The organism is Campylobacter sp. 7477a, assembly GCF_014892335.1.
GTDB classification, from domain to species: domain Bacteria; phylum Campylobacterota; class Campylobacteria; order Campylobacterales; family Campylobacteraceae; genus Campylobacter_A; species Campylobacter_A californiensis.
In genome coordinates this window covers 1-15,694 of sequence record NZ_JADBJH010000011.1, presented here as the reverse complement: position 1 = coordinate 15,694, position 15,694 = coordinate 1, and the positions used below count along the sequence as shown (strand labels likewise).

Here is a 15,694-nt window from a genome sequence, read left to right as displayed (position 1 = left end):
TCTATTTATGCGCTATATCATAAAGAGAGTTGTAAAAATATGATGCAAAATATAACAGTAATTATTCCGATGTACAACTCAAAAGACACTATTGAGAAGACTATCGAGTCAGTATTAAATCAAACCTATAAGGAACCAATGGAAATAGTTGTTGTAAATGACGGCTCAACCGATGGTTGTGAAAAAATAGTAGAAGAAATTATTGCAAACAATAAAACAAACAAGACTTTAAAACTCATAAACAAAAAAAATGGTGGTGCATCTAGTGCTAGAAATGTAGGCATCAAGGAGTCACTTGGCGAATGGATAGCATTGCTTGATTCTGATGATATTTGGCTTCCTGATAAAATACAAAAACAAATAGATGAGATTATTAAAAATACTGATATAAAATTTATAGGGACTAATAGAAACAATGAAGTATATCCATTTTTTGGAAAGTCAAAAAAAAGGCTATATAGTGTAAGCTCAAAAGAGATATTATTTAAATGGTGGCCAAGCACTCCCACTGTAATGTTTCATAAAAGTCTTTTTTTTGAGGTTGGAGGATATGATGAGAAATTAGTTGGCGCAGAGGATAGCGATTTTTGGCTTAGGTGCGCTAGTAAAACAAAAATTTATGTTTTAAATGAATTTTTGGTATATACAGGTGGCGGAAAAAGAAGTTTTGGAGAATCAGGTCTTTCTGCAAATATGCCAAAAATGTATGAAGGTGAGATTTTGGCTTTAAAAGGAGCAAAAAAAAGAAAACAAATAAATTTATTTGAATATTTTGGTTTTTATTTATGGCTAACTGCAAAATATATTAGAAGAATGCTTATAGTAAGGATATCTAAATGATATTTAAGCTATTTTGGATTTTAAGGGGATTGTTATATAAACCATTTTTTGGCAAATTTGAACTTCCATCATATATAGGAAAGCCTGTTTTTATAGGAAATTTTAAGAGGATTTTTATAAATAAAAAAGTTAGGATTTTTCCAGGAGCTAGGATCGAAGTTGTTGGCAATGATGCTTCTATAACTTTTGAGGAAAATATATCTGTAGGTCAAAATTTACATGTTACTTCCGCATCAAACTTGGTGATTGAAAAAAATACAACTATTTTAGAAAATGTTATGATTACAAATATTGACCATGACTATCAAGAGATTAACGAGCATATCTTGGATCAAAAAAATATAATCAAAGAAACATGTATAGGCGAAAACTGTTTTATAGGATATGGTGCGGTTATACAAGCGGGTACCATACTTGGAAAGCAGTGCGTAGTTGGCGCAAATGCGGTTGTACGGGGACATTTCCCTGATTACTGTGTTATAGTCGGTATTCCTGCTAGGATAGTAAAGAGATATGATGAGGAAGCTAAAATATGGAGAAAAACAGATAAAAAAGGAGAATTTATAGATGAGATATAAAAATGTTTTAATAACAGGTGGAGCTGGTTTTATAGGATCAAATCTTAGTTTAAAGCTATTAGAAAAAGGGTATAGTGTAACGGTTTTGGATAACCTTTCGCCTCAAATACACGGAGACTACTCACCACTTTATGAGAGCATTAAGGATAAAGTGAATTTTATAAAAGGCACAGTTTTAAACTATGATGATTGGAAAAAGGCGCTTGATGGTGTTGATGTCGTAGTCCATCTAGCAGCTGAAACAGGAACTGGTCAGTCTATGTATGAGATAAAAAAATATACCGATGTGAACATAAAAGGTACTTCTATTTTTCTAGATATTTTGGCAAACGAAAAACACAGTGTAAAGAAAATGGTAGTGGCATCATCTAGGTCTATCTATGGCGAGGGAAAATACGAATGCAAAAAGTGTGGTGTAGTATATCCGAATGAAAGAAAAGATAGGGATATGTCAAGGGGTGACTTTGCTGTAAAATGTCCCGTATGTGGAGAAAACGCTAAACTTCTTGCCACTGACGAAGAGAGTAAAATACATCCAAGTTCTATCTATGGCATCACAAAACAAGTGCAAGAGCAGATGTTTATGTTAATGGGTAAATCCTTAAATATACCAGCCGTCGCTTTTAGATATCAAAATGTATATGGAGCAGGGCAATCGTTAAGCAATCCATATACGGGGATACTATCTATCTTTTCAACTCGTATAAAAAATGGAAATGATATCAATATATTTGAAGATGGCAAAGAGAGTAGGGACTTTGTTTATGTGGATGACGTTGTTGAGGCTACTATTTTAGGCATAGAAAAAGATGAAGCCAATTATGAAGTTTTTAATGTGGGCTTAGGGAAAGCCGTAGATGTTAATACTGTTGCAAATACATTGGTTAAGGCCTATAAAAGCAGTTCTAAGATAACCATTTCTGGCAATTATAGGCTTGGGGATATAAAGGATAATTATGCTGATTTGACTAAGATAAAAAACAAGCTTGGGTTTGAGCCAAGGGTGAGTTTTGAAGAGGGGATGCAAAGATTTACATCTTGGGTAAATGCACAGGAGACTGTCGAAGATAATTATGAAAAAAGTATAGAAGAGATGAAAAAGAAAGGACTTTATAAATAGTTATGAATCTAGATGGTAAAACGATTCTGCTATTGGCTCCAAAATTCTTTGGTTATGAAAATAAAATAAAAAAAGAGTTGGAAAACTTTGGCGCAAGTGTAATATATTTTGATGAAAGACCTAAGAATGATTTTTTAACAAAGGTTTTTATTCGTCTTAATTTTAAATTTTTTATCAAGAAAAGCATATATAAATACTATGGTGATATTACCCTTAAGACTAAAAAATTAAAGATCGACTATCTGTTTTTGGTCTCTCCAGAAACCATCAATAGTGAATTGGTTAATAATATAAAATCATTACATCCTGATATTAAAACTTATGTTTATATGTGGGACTCTATAAAAAATAAAAAAAATGGATTTGAATTGCTTGGCGTAGCAGATAAATTTTTTACATTTGATCCGGATGATATTAACGTTGATAAAAAAATACAGTTCCTGCCGCTATTTTATGTTGACGATTATAAAAATTTAAAGCATGCTACTAAAAGCCCACAGTATGATATATCTTTCGTTGGTACTATTCATAGCGATAGATATCCTATTGTAAAGAAGCTGGAAAAAGATTTTAAGGTATTTCATTATTTTTATTCACCAAATAGGTTATTGTTTGGGCTACAAAGATTGTTTAAAGGTAGCTTTAAGAGTATAGACCAAAACGACATCCACTTTAATTCTTTAAGCAAGGATGAGCTACTAAGTATAATTGGTGACTCTAAGGCGGTAATAGATATAGAGCATCCAAGCCAAAAAGGTTTAACGATGAGAACTATTGAAATGCTTGGAGCTGGCAAGAAATTTATAACCACCAACTCAAGCATTAAAAAATATGATTTTTATAATGAGTTAAATATATTGGTGATAGATAGAAAAAAACCTATAATAAATGATTGTTTTTTAAATATGCCTTATGTTAATATTAGGCAAGATATTTATGATAAATACTCGTTAAACAATTGGATTAAGTGTATATTTTCATAGATGGCTAGTCGCCTAAATAAAAAGCCTATATACCTTTTTTGCCTAAAATTACCAATATTGTTTTTATGATAGTCCTTATCTCCAGCCATAGCGACCAGTGTTTTATATAATAAAGATCATACATTAGCTTCTGCTTGGCATCATACGAATTAGCGCCGTATGGGTAGTTTACTTGTGTCCAGCCAGTAATGCCTGGTCGCACCAAATGGCGTTCGTTATAGTATGGTATCTCTTTTTCGAATATATTTATCCAGTGTCTACGTTCCGGTCTTGGACCTATAAGGTGCATCTCGCCGCATAATACATTTTTGTATTGAGGTATCTCGTCTATTCTTGTTTTTCGCATAAAGTCACCAAATTTAAATACTCTTTCGTCGTTATCTGTTGCAAATTGAGCACCATTTTTTTCGGCATCCAGTGACATTGAGCGATATTTTATGCAGCTAAATTCACGGTTGTTTATGCCTACTCTTTTTTGCGCGAAGTATATTTTCCCGGGAGATTGCTCTCTTGTTTTTTTCTTAATATACGGTTTGATGAAAAAATGGACAGAAACTAGTAGCATGCAACCAAAATAGTCAATAGCTCTTTTCATTGCGTATTCTATGGTATTATATGGTTCTATGTCGCTTAAAAAATTTAAATCCCTATCATCATCCGGGATATAGCATTTGTATAGATATTTTTCCAGTAGTCGTTCTATAGTGATGATTTTTATGCGTTTATGTTGAAGTCTAAATTGCAAAAGAGTTAGGTATTTTATCATTTTTGGATCCACGGAGGCTTTTGTGTTTATGACTATGTATTTATATGGCTTATCCTCCAGTAAGCTTTCTAGCTCTTTTCTTACCTCCCTTGACGGTCTGTCGCGGTATTTTACGAAATCTATATTTTGAAATTTAAACATCAATCTATCAATGTCTAGTTGATCAAATTTATATTTATTTCCTAAAATCAGCAAAGACAAAATATACTCCTAGTTTAAACATAAGAAAACCAAATGGTATTATATTATAAAGATGTTTTGATGTAAATAAAAAGGCAACAAATGGTGACTTTATTAGATTAAAAGCAAGTTTGTATTAGTATTTTGGATCATATTAACTATAAAGGAACAAAATGGACATTTCAAAGATAAAAGTCGGTTCAAATCCGGATAAAATAAACGCAGTTATAGAGATACCTTATGGTTCAAATATAAAATACGAGATAGATAAAGAAAGTGGTGCAGTGGTAGTTGACAGAGTGCTTTACTCGGCCATGTTTTATCCTGCAAACTACGGTTTTGTGCCAAACACATTAGCAGCTGACGGCGATCCGGCTGACATTTTAGTGCTAAATGAATATCCTCTTCAAGCGGGCAGTGTGATACCTTGTCGCCTGATCGGCGTTTTGGTCATGGAAGATGAAGCCGGTATGGACGAAAAGCTTCTTGCTGTGCCTGTTAGTAAGATCGACCCTAGATATGACGCGATAAAATCTTACGAAGACTTGCCAAAAGCGACACTTGATAAGGTTAAAAATTTCTTTGAAACATATAAAATTTTAGAACCTAACAAATGGGTTAAGGTCAAAGAATTTAAAGGTGCTAGCGAAGCACAAGCTATACTAGACTCTGCGATAAAAAACTATAAATAATACAAAAGCCCCAAATTTGGGGCTAAATATATGAGAACTTTAATTATTTTATCTATTTTTATTTCGCTACTGATCTCTAGTCAAAAGGGCATTATCGATATGCATGGCGGTAAAAGCCAAAATTACAGTGGTTTTTCACAAAATACAGATACAAAATTTCATTTTGTCGATAAAAACGCCACAAGGCATGAGCGTTGAAATTTTTTACTAAATTTTTTTAAATTTTAGTTTTTAATAAGCTTTCTTCGTGTATAATTACAACTTCAATTCAACTGGCGGGTTCATAGCTCAGTTGGTTAGAGCATCCGGCTCATAACCGGATGGTCCCAGGTTCGAGTCCTGGTGAACCCACCACTACTTTTTCTCTTTATTATCTTTTAACTTTGTTTTGTTGATTTTTAAAATATCTGCTCATTGTAGATGATTACTGGGTTTTATTATATACTTGGTTTATCGTGGTTTTTTATGTGTGTTTTGGATTGATATCCATTAGCATATGTGTCAAGTTGTGTTACGATTTTTATGTATATGTTCATTGATTTTTAAACAATCCGCCTTGTTTTGTTGATTTTTAAAATATCTGCTCATTGTAGATGATTACTGGGTTTTATTATATACTTGGTTTATCGTGGTTTTTTATGTGTGTTTTGGATTGATATCCATTAGCATATGTGTCAAGTTGTGTTACGATTTTTATGTATATGTTCATTGATTTTTAAACAATCCGCCTTATCTTTATTTTGCCTAGTGAAAAATCGACCATTTGTTAAATCTGCAATGAATCTAATTTTGTCTGAAATTTTATACAAATTTATATCTTCGTATAATCGCTGTCCTGGTTTTGGTTTTTTTATTCTTTGGGAAAAGTCTTCTTTCATGCAGTCTCTTAATATCCCTAAAATGTAGTCTGGGATGGATAGCAAAATGTCGTCTTTGTCACTTTTATTATTATGGTGGTTGGGAAAATCTTTTCTTTCTAAAACAATCTGTTGCAATCTTGTTGCTGAAATTTTTGAATTTTCCTCAAAGGTTATAATGTTTGTATTATTTCTATATCTTCTTAATACATTTTTATCAAACAATTAAATAAAGTGTAGTAGTTGCTTTGATAGACTTCTTTGCTCATTTCATCAATTGATTTATCTTCTGATTTAAACATTATTTGAGCTTCAATATTTAATTCTCTGAGTATTGAAATATACTTTTCTCTTATTGACATATTGTCTTCGCAGTAATGAAAAAGCTTGTTTTTTATGTATCCGTTAATCCACTTCTTAGGTCAATGCATATTTTATTTAAATGCGTTTGTGTATTTGTTAGTATGCCTTTATTTTTTATAAAACCATGTGCTATATCGCTGATAAAATGGTCTTGATTTTGCTTTATTTCTTATTCGATATTAAAAAGAAACTCTTTGTAAAATATATTATATGGGGTATTTATCTTTATAACTTCTCTATATTTCTCTATTTGTTTTGGATTTTTCTTTGGTATGTTAAAAATTTCAATATATTCTTTATTGTGTTTATTATATAAGATTGACTGTAGAAAGTCTATTGGAACATTGAAGCTTGTTGAGATATTTTTCAGTGAGTTGAGTTGATTTAGTTCCATAAATTATAAAGCAATATGGGTAAATAGGTAGATTGTAATTAACTTTTTAGCGAGCGCGAATCGCACTCTTAATTTATTTCCCATATTGTTCCTCGATTATATCATTTTTCTGACTTAACGCAATAGTGTTATTTATTATTCTAAGCATATAATACTTGTTTTTAGATTAAAATTTTAAATTTTCTTTCTTTTTGATTGCTATGTTATAAAATGACACCGCGTTTATTAAAAATTTATAACTTTATGCCTAATTCTACAAATTTACTAAAATTAGCTATAATTTTGTAAAATTTAAAGAGAGGGGAAAGATGACTAATAAAAACAACTTAAAAAACAAACAAAAGAATTTCTGCTTGGAAAATACGGCATAAACGGCTTGGCTAAAAGTGATATCGGCTCACTTAATTTTTATATCAGTGATACTACGCATGATTTTTTAAGCGTGATAAACGAACCATCGTTATGTATAATTCTACAAGGAGCTAAAGCAGTGGGCTTTAGTGACGATATGTACGGATATGATGAAAACACCTATCTTCTCTCATCTACTCACGTGCCATTAAAAGTGCGAATTTCACAAGCTTCAAAGGAGCAGCCGTATATCTCGCTGGCGTTAAAATTTAGCCTTGAAGAGGTCTATGAGGTGCTAAAAAGCGTAGATATAAACGAAGGAAGTTTACAAAAGAGTGAAAAAAGTGAGAAAGGTGTATTTTTTAGCGAGCTAACTGATGAAATTTTAGAGCCGGTTTTAAAGCTTGTTTGGCTACTTGAAAAGCCAAAATCAAAGATAAACTATCTAGCGGACCTTGCAAAAAAAGAGATACTCTATACCCTTGTAACAAACGACAAAAGCGGGTATTTCCTAAGCAAATTTGCGATGCAAGGCAGTGTATCTAATAAAATTTCACGAGTTATCGCTAAGATAAAAAACGATTTTAAAGAGAAGCTAAGCGTTAAAGAGCTTGCGCGCTGTTATGATATGAGCGAGTCTTCACTTTATCAAAATTTCAAAGTTATCACGTCGCTATCTCCGCTTGCCTTTCAAAAAAAGATCCGCTTAGAGGAGGCTAAAAACTTGCTGGCAAACAAAAGGATCGGCGTTGCACAGGTTGCATTTGACGTGGGATACGAGAGTCCTTCGCAATTTAGTCGCGAGTATGCCAGGATGTTTGGCGTTCCGCCAAAGACGCATAGTGAAATTTTGCGCACCGGTGTGGCGTGAGCGCTTTTTTAGCTTAAATTTTATACAATAACGCTTTTAAATTTGACAAAGGAAAAGTTATGAAAAAGATGTGGTCGGGGAGATTTTCGGGTGAGAGTAGCAGGCTTTTAGAGGAATTTAACGCATCTATCGGCTTTGATAAAAATTTATACCGTGAGGATATCGCCGGCTCTAAGGCGCACGCAAAAATGCTTGGAAGTTGCGGGATTTTAAAGCAAAACGAGGCTGAGGCTATCATCAAAGGGCTTGATGAGGTTTTAGCCGAGATAGAGAGTGGTAAATTTGAGTTTAAGATAGAGGATGAAGATATCCATATGAGTGTGGAAAAGCGCCTAAGTGAGATCATTGGCAAGGAGCTTGGCGGTAGGCTTCACACCGCGCGTAGCAGAAATGATCAAGTAGCTCTTGACTTTCGCCTTTTCGTGTTAAGAAGCGGCAAGGAGATAATGGCTGAACTACGCGCTTTCATTGCCACACTAGCAAATATTGCAAAGTTGCATAAAGACACGCTGATGCCAGGTTTTACGCACCTTCAGCACGCACAGCCTGTTAGCCTTGCTTATCATTTGATGGCTTATGCATTTATGTTTAGACGCGATTTTGAGCGTTTTTTAAGCTCTGTTGAGCGAAATAATCTATCTCCGCTAGGCTCTGCCGCACTTGCAGGCACTCCACACAAGATAGATAGGGATATGACGGCACGTGAGCTTGGCTTTAAAGGTGCTACGCAAAATGCGATGGATAGTGTATCTGATCGCGATTTTGCACTTGAGATTTTATTTAATGTAAGTGTCTTGATGACACACGCCTCAAGGCTTTGCGAGGAGCTTATTTTGTGGAGTTCGCAAGAATTTGGCTTCGTAACGATAAGCGATACATACTCAACAGGAAGCTCGATAATGCCGCAAAAGAAAAATCCAGATGTAGCAGAGCTGATACGCGGTAAAACAGGACGCGTAAATGGCAACTTGATAGCACTTTTAACCACTATGAAAGGACTTCCACTTGCTTACAATAAAGATATGCAAGAGGATAAAGAGGGTGTATTTGATAGTGTCCATACCGCACTCACGTCCGTGCATATACTAAATGAGATGCTAAAAGAGGCTAAATTTAACGAGCAAAATATGCTAAAAGCTACTAAAAAAGGACATTTGAGTGCGACGGATTTGGCTGATTATCTTGTGCGTGAGAAAAACGTGCCGTTTAGAACCGCACACTTTATCACGGGCAAAGCCGTGGCGTATGCTGAAAATTTGGGCGTAGATCTAAGCGAACTAACAGGCGAACAGCTTTCAAGTATAGATGAGAGCTTAAGTGCTGATGCCGTGAAATTTCTAGATCTAAATGCGTCAAAAGAGGCTAGAAGCTCAAAAGGCGGCACGGCAAATGTTAGTGTGCAAGTGCAGATAGATGAGATAGAAAGCTGGTTAAAATTTTGAAAATCCACCAACGACGCTATCTTGGAAATAAATTTAAAATTTTGCCCTTCATCGGCGAAATAGTGCAAAATGAAATAGGAAATTTCGCAGAATTTTGCGATATATTTGCAGGAAGCGGCGTTGTGGGTGAGTATTTTAATAAACCTGATAATAAAATAATATCAAATGATTTGCTTTATCATAATTTTGTAAATTTAAACACGTTTTTAGGGATTGAAAAATTTGATGAGAGCAAAATTTTAGAAATATTAAAAAAATTAAACGGGCTAAAAAGCAAAAAAGACAACTATTTCTCGTCAAATTTCGGCAACCTTTATTTTAGCTTATAAAATGCCGTAAAAATAGGTCTAATAAGAGAAGAAATTGAAAATTTATATAAAGCAAAAAAGATAAACGAACAAGAGAAATTTATACTTATAACTTCGCTAATTTATGCCATAGATAAGATAGCAAACACCGTCGGGCACTACGACGCGTATATCAAAAAAGAGATAAAAGAGCGTAAATTTGAGCTTTTGTTGCCGCAAATCAACAGGCAAAATAACAAAGAAAACGAAATTTACAAACTTAACGCAAATGAGCTAATAAAACGGATAAGTTGCGAAGTTTTGTATCTTGATCCACCATATAATTCAAGACAATATAGCGATAGCTATCATCTACTTGAAAATTTGGCACTTTGGAGCAAACCGCAAGTATTTGGAGTGGCTAAAAAATTTGATAGAAGCAAGATAAAAAGCGGATATAGCGGCGTAAATGCGACAAAGCTTTTTGCGGATTTAGTGCAAAATGCAAAGTGTAAATTTATACTTTTTTCATACAACAATATGGCAAATAAAGGAAACCACAGAAGTAATGCGAAAATCAGCGATGAAGATATAGTGCGAATTTTGGGTGCTAGAGGAAAAGTTAAAATTTTTGAGCAAAAACATAGGGAATTTAACGTAGGCAACACAAGACGAGATAATAATTTTGAGAGAGTGTTTTTTGTAAAGGTCGATAAATGATAAAAAGTATTGTTGATTATTTTAAAAAACACATCTTTTCAGTATCTATCGCTACTGCAGGATTTTTATCATCAATAGTTACTCTTTGTATTGATATAAATTCAGTATTAAGTATAAAATGGCTTATTCTTGTTATATTTATATCTATTGTTATTATAACGCTTTTAGTTGGGTATATACACAATTGTAATCAAAAATATTTTTTAACTTATAATATGTTTGAAAAACTTCCATTAGAGGATTTAAAAAAAGAGTTACAAGGGTGTTTTTTATTTAAAAACAACTCTCCTATAAAGTTAAGTTACGAAGATATAATAAAAGTTTATTATATAGATGAATATGATGTAGAAAATTTTATAGGGATTGGGTGTGTTAAACATATACAAAGTGATAATATAATTTATCATATTAAATTTTATTGGTTAAATTAAAAGCGAGATAATAAAAGCTTGATATGAACAAAATTTATCACGGAGATTGTATTGAAATTTTAAAAACAATCAAACCAAAAAGCGTTCAGCTTGTATTTGCCGATCCGCCATATAATCTATCTGGTAACGGGCTAAAACTTATAAATAATAAAACTGGCGGTGATTATTTTATGGTAAATGAAGCTTGGGATAAAATGGATAGCGATAAATACGAGCGATTTACTCACGAATGGGTGGAGCTTTGTAGTAAAACATTAAAAGATAACGGATCTATTTTTATCGCTTGTAGCTATCACAATATCGCTGAAGCGATTACGGCTTTAAAGCATAGCAAATTTGAGATAAAAAACATAATCACGTGGCAAAAAACAAACGCAATGCCGAATTTAACAAGGCGAGTTTTGACCCACACGACGGAATTCGTAGTATGGGCGGTCAAAGGAAGCGGTTGGGTTTTTAACTATGAAATTTTAAAAGAACTAAATCCTGATAGACAAAAAGATGGCTCCAAAAAACAGCTTAGAGACGTGTGGCAAATCCCGCTTTGTCAAGGCAAGGAGCGACTAAAAGACGAAAATAGCGGCAAGGCTTTGCACCCGACGCAAAAACCGGAGGAGCTATTAAAACGCATAATTTTAGGCTTTTCAAATGTTGGCGATATAGTGCTTGACCCATTTGCAGGGAGCGGAACGACTCCGTTTATAGCAAAAAGATACGATAGAAAATTTATCGGCATAGAAAAAGATGAGAGATATTATGATGCTATTCTGCAAAGGCTCCATTGTAATTGCGTTGAAAGCTTTATAAAATATTAAGATTTGTATTAATTGTTTATGACTTCAGGATAGATAAAAGGAGCAAGAGCTCCTTTTATTAAAGTTTGCCGCCTTCAACGACTAAAGATTCAGGATTTACACTATCGCCGTAAATTGGTTTAAGTGTTGCATCGTAAGCTTTATGGAAGAAATTTTCTTTCGCAAGTTCTGCTATCTCGTTGTTTATCCACTCAAGTAAAGTTTTGTTCCCTTTTCTAACTGCAGGAGCGATCACGTCGATATCTCCAAGAGCTTCAACTCCAACTTTAAAACCTGGATTTTCTTTTGCCCATGCAAAAAGTAGGGCGTTATCATGAGCTAAAGCAGCACCACGACCATCAAGCAACGCGCCAAATGTTTCTGTATTTTGGTCAAATTTTAAAAGCTCTATATCTGGGTGATTTTTAGTAAAATAAGCATCGGCAGTTGTGCCTTTGTTTACGATCAGTTTTTTGCCTTTTAGTTCACTTATGTCTTTTATAAGAGCGCCGTCTGGACTAACTATACCAAGGCTAACTTTCATATATGGCAATGCAAAATCAACTATTTGTGCACGTTCGGGTGTTTTGGTGAAGTTTGCGATGATTATATCAACTTTGTTTGCAACTAAGAATTCAGCTCTGCTTGCAGCTTCTACAAGTTCAAATTTTACCTTGTTTTCATCTCCTAGCAAGTCTTTTGCGATACGTTTTGCAAAGTAAACGTCATAGCCTTCGTTTTTGCCGTCTTTACCGATATAGCCAAACGGTGGTTTGTCGCTAAAAACGCCTATACGAACAAATCCTTGCTCTTTTATTTTAGCCAGTGCGTCATTTTGCGCATCGGCAACTTTGTCATTACCACAACCCGTTAGAAAGACGGTAGCGATAAGTGCTAAAAATGAAAAAATAATTTTCTTCATCTCTTTCTCCTTGTGTTAAAATAAGACCAAAATAGTATTAGAAATTTACTAAAAAGAAGTTTAAAAATTTAAAAAATAAATATAATGTAAAAAATAACGGCAAAATAATAAAAAATTTGCCGTTATCTGACTAGAATGTAAATAAATTTAAGAATTTTTTAGCGCGTTCGGTTTTTGGATTTGAAAAGAATTTTTCAGGCGTGTTTTGTTCAATTATGTGTCCGCCATCCATAAATACAATCCTGTCCGCAACTGCGCGGGCAAAGTCCATTTCGTGGGTTACGATTAGCATCGTCATGCCCTCTTTGGCTAAATTTAGTATGACATCTAACACTTCTCGGACGATTTCAGGATCAAGTGCTGCCGTAACCTCGTCAAATAGCATTAGTTCCGGGTTCATGCAAAGCGCCCTTACGATAGCGATACGTTGTTTTTGACCGCCACTAAGCTCTTTTGGACGGGCAAATTTTTTATCGCTAAGGCCGACTTTTTCAAGCCACATATCTGCTTCTTTTTCTACTTCTTCTTTGTTTCTGCCCTGGGCTTTTATGGGACCTAGCATGATATTCTCAAGCACATTCATGTGGTCAAAAAGTTCATAACTTTGAAAGACCATTCCCACGCGTTGGCGCATTTTTGTCCAGTTTTTATAGTCTTTTGTCACTGTATCGCCGGCTATGATTATCTCGCCGCTAGCTATACTCTCAAGTCCGTTTATACATCTTAAAGTTGTGCTTTTACCACATCCCGAAGGTCCTAGAAGAACTACGACTTCACCTTGTTTTACTTGTAAATTTATATCATGTAAAGCCTGTGATGATCCATAAAATTTATTAACGTTTTTAAGCTCTAAAATATAGTCCAAATTTTACTCCTTAGCCCCAACGCTCTTCTAATTTTTTTGAAAATTTAGAGATTGGATAGCAGATTATAAAATATAAAAAGAATATAAAACCATAAACCCAAAACGGCGCCATATTGTTTGTAAATACGTGTCGTTCGATGATTTGCTGACCTACTTTTACAACTTCTACAACACCAATTAACACAACAATAGACGTTGTTTTTATCATACGACTAAGTAAATTTACGGCTCCAGGAACCAGCCTACGAAACGCCAAAGGCACGATAACATAAGTGTAAATTTTAAATTTGCTTAGTCCTAGACTCTGTGCACTTTCAAACTGGTGTTTTGGTATGGAGACGACTGCGCCGCGCACGATATCCATCATCTCAAAAACTCCCCATACGCTAAAAACTAAAAGCGAGGCCATAAACGCGCTAATATGCATCCCCGTAGCCCTTGTAAGACCAAAATAGAATATAAAAAGCCAAACGATGGTTGGCATTATGCGCACTATCTCAAGGCAAATTTTAAGTAGCCAATAAAGTGGTTTGTTTTTTAGGCTCATTAAAACGCCAAGCACCAAGCCGCCAAAAACAGAAATAATAATAGAAATGACCGAAATTTCAAGGCTTACTAGCAAGCCTTGCATGAGGCGCATTAGAGTTTCTTGTTCAAAAAGTATATTAACTCCTTGCATTTGCCATCCTTTTTTCCCATATGCTTAAGGCAAACGAGATAGGCAATATGATGGCTAGATAGCTCATCACTAGCATAAACAGTGCCTCATCTGTCTTATAATAAAGTCCGATGATATCTTTTGCGACATAGACAAGGTCAGCTAATGCAACTATGCTTACGATCGAGGTTTCTTTTAGTAAAAATATCACATTTGCACTGATGTTTGGAAGCGCTACTCTAAAGGCTTGCGGCGAGACGATATGGTATAAAATTTGCGTTTTATTTAGTCCGATGCTAAGTCCTGCTTCGATTTGCGATATTCTTACCGACTCGTATCCTAGCCTAAAACTTTCTGCCATATAACTTCCGCCCAAAAAGGCAAGTCCGATAACCGCACATGAAAATGAGCTTAAATTTATACCAAGTTTTGGCAAGCCGTAGTATAAAAAGAAAAGCTGGATAAGAAGAGGGGTGTTTCTGCTTAGCTCGATGTATCCCGTTACTAGCGGTTTTAAAGGCTTAATGTGAAAATATCTAATCGCCATACATAAAATGCCTATAGTGATAGAGAAAAATATACCCAAAAACGCTAGTTCAAGCGTTAAAATGCCGGCTTTTATATACATAGGATAAAATTTAGCAATAAAATCAAAATCCATAATTTTCCAAACTGAAGTAAATTTAAAAAGACTGATTTTATCCAAAAAATACTAAATTTATCTTTTACGGAATTACTAAAGCTAAATTTTGATAAGATACAAACTTTTTTCGGGAGTTAATGTGGATATTTTTCAATTTATTGGATTTTTGGGCATGCTCTGCGTTGTTGGAGCATATTTTTTACTTCAACTCGGACGAGTGGACGCCAACAGCATGCGTTTTCAGGTTATAAATTTGATCGGAGCAGTCTTGCTTATCGTGTCGCTTTGTGTTCATTTTAACCTAGGCTCATTTTTGATAGAGGTTTTTTGGATAGGCATAACGCTTTATGGGATTTATAAAATTTTAAGAGAAAGAAAACGATAAGAGCTTACGCGTTATACCGTGGAAATTTAGCCGTGATACTTATAAACGGGCTTTGGTTTGACGCAGTGTTGCTGTTTGTGTGACAGCTAGAGTAAAGATAGGTTGTGCCTGTAAAGCACTTTTCATCCAAAGCCTTAGGCTCAAGATATCTTGTAGTTTCATTCACTGGCTTTGCACCACATATAATACTCTTGGCATCTATCACGCCGTTTTCATCCATGCCATGCTTTTTTACCTCACAAGGCGTCACATTTTTAGCCTTTGTTTTTGTCGCTTCAAAGGCAAGTGTGTAAGTAAGCGTCGCCTAGACACCGATTAGCAAGGCTGTCATTTTTATAAATTGTCTGTAAAATTTGTATCCACGCGTTAAAACTGACAGTAACTTGCATTTAAAATGACAGTGCTAAAATAAAATCAAGCTTTTTACTCTCATTTTAAATGCCTCTAAAGTGGTTTTGGGAGTGTTTAAAACATCTTCAAGCCCCTATCAATTTTCAAATGCTCGTCTTTAATGAAGCGAGCATATACCTTGATAGTCATATCAAGACTTGA

General features: G+C 34.4%; 18 protein-coding genes, 1 tRNA gene and 1 pseudogene. 13 read left to right on the top strand and 7 right to left on the bottom strand.

Features of this window, described 5'->3' with window-relative positions:
• Positions 1-39 precede the first annotated feature (39 nt).
• The 4 genes from CCAL5182_RS06530 to CCAL5182_RS06515 are packed head-to-tail and all read left to right on the top strand — an operon-like array spanning position 40 to position 3,521.
• Positions 40-840, top strand: a complete 801-nt coding sequence (locus tag CCAL5182_RS06530; RefSeq protein WP_336610555.1) for a glycosyltransferase family A protein — start codon at positions 40-42, stop codon at positions 838-840.
• A complete protein-coding gene (locus CCAL5182_RS06525; RefSeq protein ID WP_170000233.1) occupies positions 837-1,418 on the top strand; it encodes an acyltransferase in 582 nt (193 codons plus the stop codon). The genes CCAL5182_RS06530 and CCAL5182_RS06525 overlap by 4 nt, the downstream gene beginning before the upstream one ends.
• Positions 1,408-2,538: an NAD-dependent epimerase/dehydratase family protein gene (locus CCAL5182_RS06520; RefSeq protein ID WP_336610554.1), complete on the top strand. Its 1,131-nt coding sequence runs from the start codon at positions 1,408-1,410 to the stop codon at positions 2,536-2,538. Before CCAL5182_RS06525 ends, CCAL5182_RS06520 begins: the two co-directional genes overlap by 11 nt.
• A 2-nt stretch (positions 2,539-2,540) precedes the next feature.
• The gene (locus CCAL5182_RS06515; RefSeq protein WP_169971545.1) at positions 2,541-3,521 is read left to right on the top strand and encodes a lipopolysaccharide biosynthesis protein; all 981 of its coding nucleotides are present in this window, start codon (positions 2,541-2,543) and stop codon (positions 3,519-3,521) included.
• Between the two features lie 25 nt (positions 3,522-3,546).
• On the opposite strand, the gene CCAL5182_RS06510 is transcribed toward CCAL5182_RS06515, so the two are convergent.
• Entirely contained in the window at positions 3,547-4,482 is a 936-nt protein-coding gene (locus tag CCAL5182_RS06510; protein WP_336610553.1) for a sugar transferase, read from the bottom strand.
• 158 nt (positions 4,483-4,640) lie between these two features.
• Between CCAL5182_RS06510 and ppa the strand changes: the two genes are divergently transcribed.
• From ppa to CCAL5182_RS06495, 3 genes are all read left to right on the top strand, one after another.
• Positions 4,641-5,159 (top strand): inorganic diphosphatase, encoded by a 519-nt coding sequence (gene ppa, locus CCAL5182_RS06505; protein ID WP_169935518.1) that lies wholly within the window; start codon positions 4,641-4,643, stop codon positions 5,157-5,159.
• A gap of 30 nt (positions 5,160-5,189) precedes the next feature.
• Positions 5,190-5,357, top strand: a complete 168-nt coding sequence (locus tag CCAL5182_RS06500; RefSeq protein ID WP_169971547.1) for a hypothetical protein — start codon at positions 5,190-5,192, stop codon at positions 5,355-5,357.
• A gap of 79 nt (positions 5,358-5,436) precedes the next feature.
• A tRNA-Ile gene (locus tag CCAL5182_RS06495) sits at positions 5,437-5,513 on the top strand.
• Positions 5,514-5,833: 320 nt separating this feature from the next.
• Here the strand turns inward: CCAL5182_RS06495 and CCAL5182_RS06490 are convergent.
• Positions 5,834-6,154 carry a hypothetical protein gene (locus CCAL5182_RS06490; RefSeq protein WP_336610552.1) on the bottom strand — a complete coding sequence of 107 codons (321 nt, stop codon included), beginning with the start codon at positions 6,152-6,154 and terminating at the stop codon, positions 5,834-5,836.
• Positions 6,155-7,149: 995 nt separating this feature from the next.
• Here CCAL5182_RS06490 and CCAL5182_RS06485 point away from each other — a divergent pair.
• The 5 genes and pseudogenes from CCAL5182_RS06485 to CCAL5182_RS06465 all read left to right on the top strand — a co-directional run bounded on the left by CCAL5182_RS06485 (position 7,150) and on the right by CCAL5182_RS06465 (position 11,690).
• On the top strand, positions 7,150-7,995 hold the full coding sequence (locus CCAL5182_RS06485; protein ID WP_336610551.1) for an AraC family transcriptional regulator: 846 nt from the start codon (positions 7,150-7,152) through the stop codon (positions 7,993-7,995).
• A gap of 59 nt (positions 7,996-8,054) precedes the next feature.
• The gene (gene argH / locus CCAL5182_RS06480) at positions 8,055-9,437 is read left to right on the top strand and encodes an argininosuccinate lyase (RefSeq protein WP_336610550.1); all 1,383 of its coding nucleotides are present in this window, start codon (positions 8,055-8,057) and stop codon (positions 9,435-9,437) included.
• Positions 9,434-10,444 (top strand): annotated as a pseudogene (locus tag CCAL5182_RS06475) (DNA adenine methylase). The gene argH and the pseudogene CCAL5182_RS06475 overlap by 4 nt, the downstream one beginning before the upstream one ends.
• Positions 10,441-10,875: a hypothetical protein gene (locus CCAL5182_RS06470; protein ID WP_336610549.1), complete on the top strand. Its 435-nt coding sequence runs from the start codon at positions 10,441-10,443 to the stop codon at positions 10,873-10,875. The pseudogene CCAL5182_RS06475 and the gene CCAL5182_RS06470 overlap by 4 nt, the downstream one beginning before the upstream one ends.
• A 23-nt stretch (positions 10,876-10,898) precedes the next feature.
• Positions 10,899-11,690, top strand: coding sequence for a DNA-methyltransferase (locus CCAL5182_RS06465; protein WP_169935535.1), 792 nt, complete (start codon positions 10,899-10,901; stop codon positions 11,688-11,690).
• A 58-nt stretch (positions 11,691-11,748) separates the two neighbouring features.
• Here the strand turns inward: CCAL5182_RS06465 and CCAL5182_RS06460 are convergent, their stop codons facing one another.
• The 4 genes from CCAL5182_RS06460 to CCAL5182_RS06445 all read right to left on the bottom strand — a co-directional run bounded on the left by CCAL5182_RS06460 (position 11,749) and on the right by CCAL5182_RS06445 (position 14,775).
• Positions 11,749-12,591, bottom strand: a complete 843-nt coding sequence (locus CCAL5182_RS06460) for a cysteine ABC transporter substrate-binding protein (protein WP_336610548.1) — start codon at positions 12,589-12,591, stop codon at positions 11,749-11,751.
• 130 nt (positions 12,592-12,721) lie between these two features.
• Positions 12,722-13,456, bottom strand: a complete 735-nt coding sequence (locus CCAL5182_RS06455; RefSeq protein WP_194238990.1) for an amino acid ABC transporter ATP-binding protein — start codon at positions 13,454-13,456, stop codon at positions 12,722-12,724.
• 10 nt (positions 13,457-13,466) lie between these two features.
• A complete protein-coding gene (locus tag CCAL5182_RS06450) occupies positions 13,467-14,135 on the bottom strand; it encodes an amino acid ABC transporter permease (protein WP_169935539.1) in 669 nt (222 codons plus the stop codon).
• Complete coding sequence (locus CCAL5182_RS06445) at positions 14,122-14,775, bottom strand: amino acid ABC transporter permease (protein ID WP_336610547.1); 654 nt, start codon at positions 14,773-14,775, stop codon at positions 14,122-14,124. Before CCAL5182_RS06445 ends, CCAL5182_RS06450 begins: the two co-directional genes overlap by 14 nt.
• Before the next feature lie 121 nt (positions 14,776-14,896).
• Here CCAL5182_RS06445 and CCAL5182_RS06440 point away from each other — a divergent pair, with 121 nt between their 5' ends.
• The gene (locus CCAL5182_RS06440) at positions 14,897-15,142 is read left to right on the top strand and encodes a CBU_0592 family membrane protein (RefSeq protein WP_169935543.1); all 246 of its coding nucleotides are present in this window, start codon (positions 14,897-14,899) and stop codon (positions 15,140-15,142) included.
• A gap of 4 nt (positions 15,143-15,146) precedes the next feature.
• Here CCAL5182_RS06440 and CCAL5182_RS06435 read toward each other — a convergent pair whose 3' ends face one another.
• Positions 15,147-15,392, bottom strand: coding sequence for a hypothetical protein (locus CCAL5182_RS06435; protein ID WP_336610546.1), 246 nt, complete (start codon positions 15,390-15,392; stop codon positions 15,147-15,149).
• Positions 15,393-15,694 lie beyond the last annotated feature (302 nt).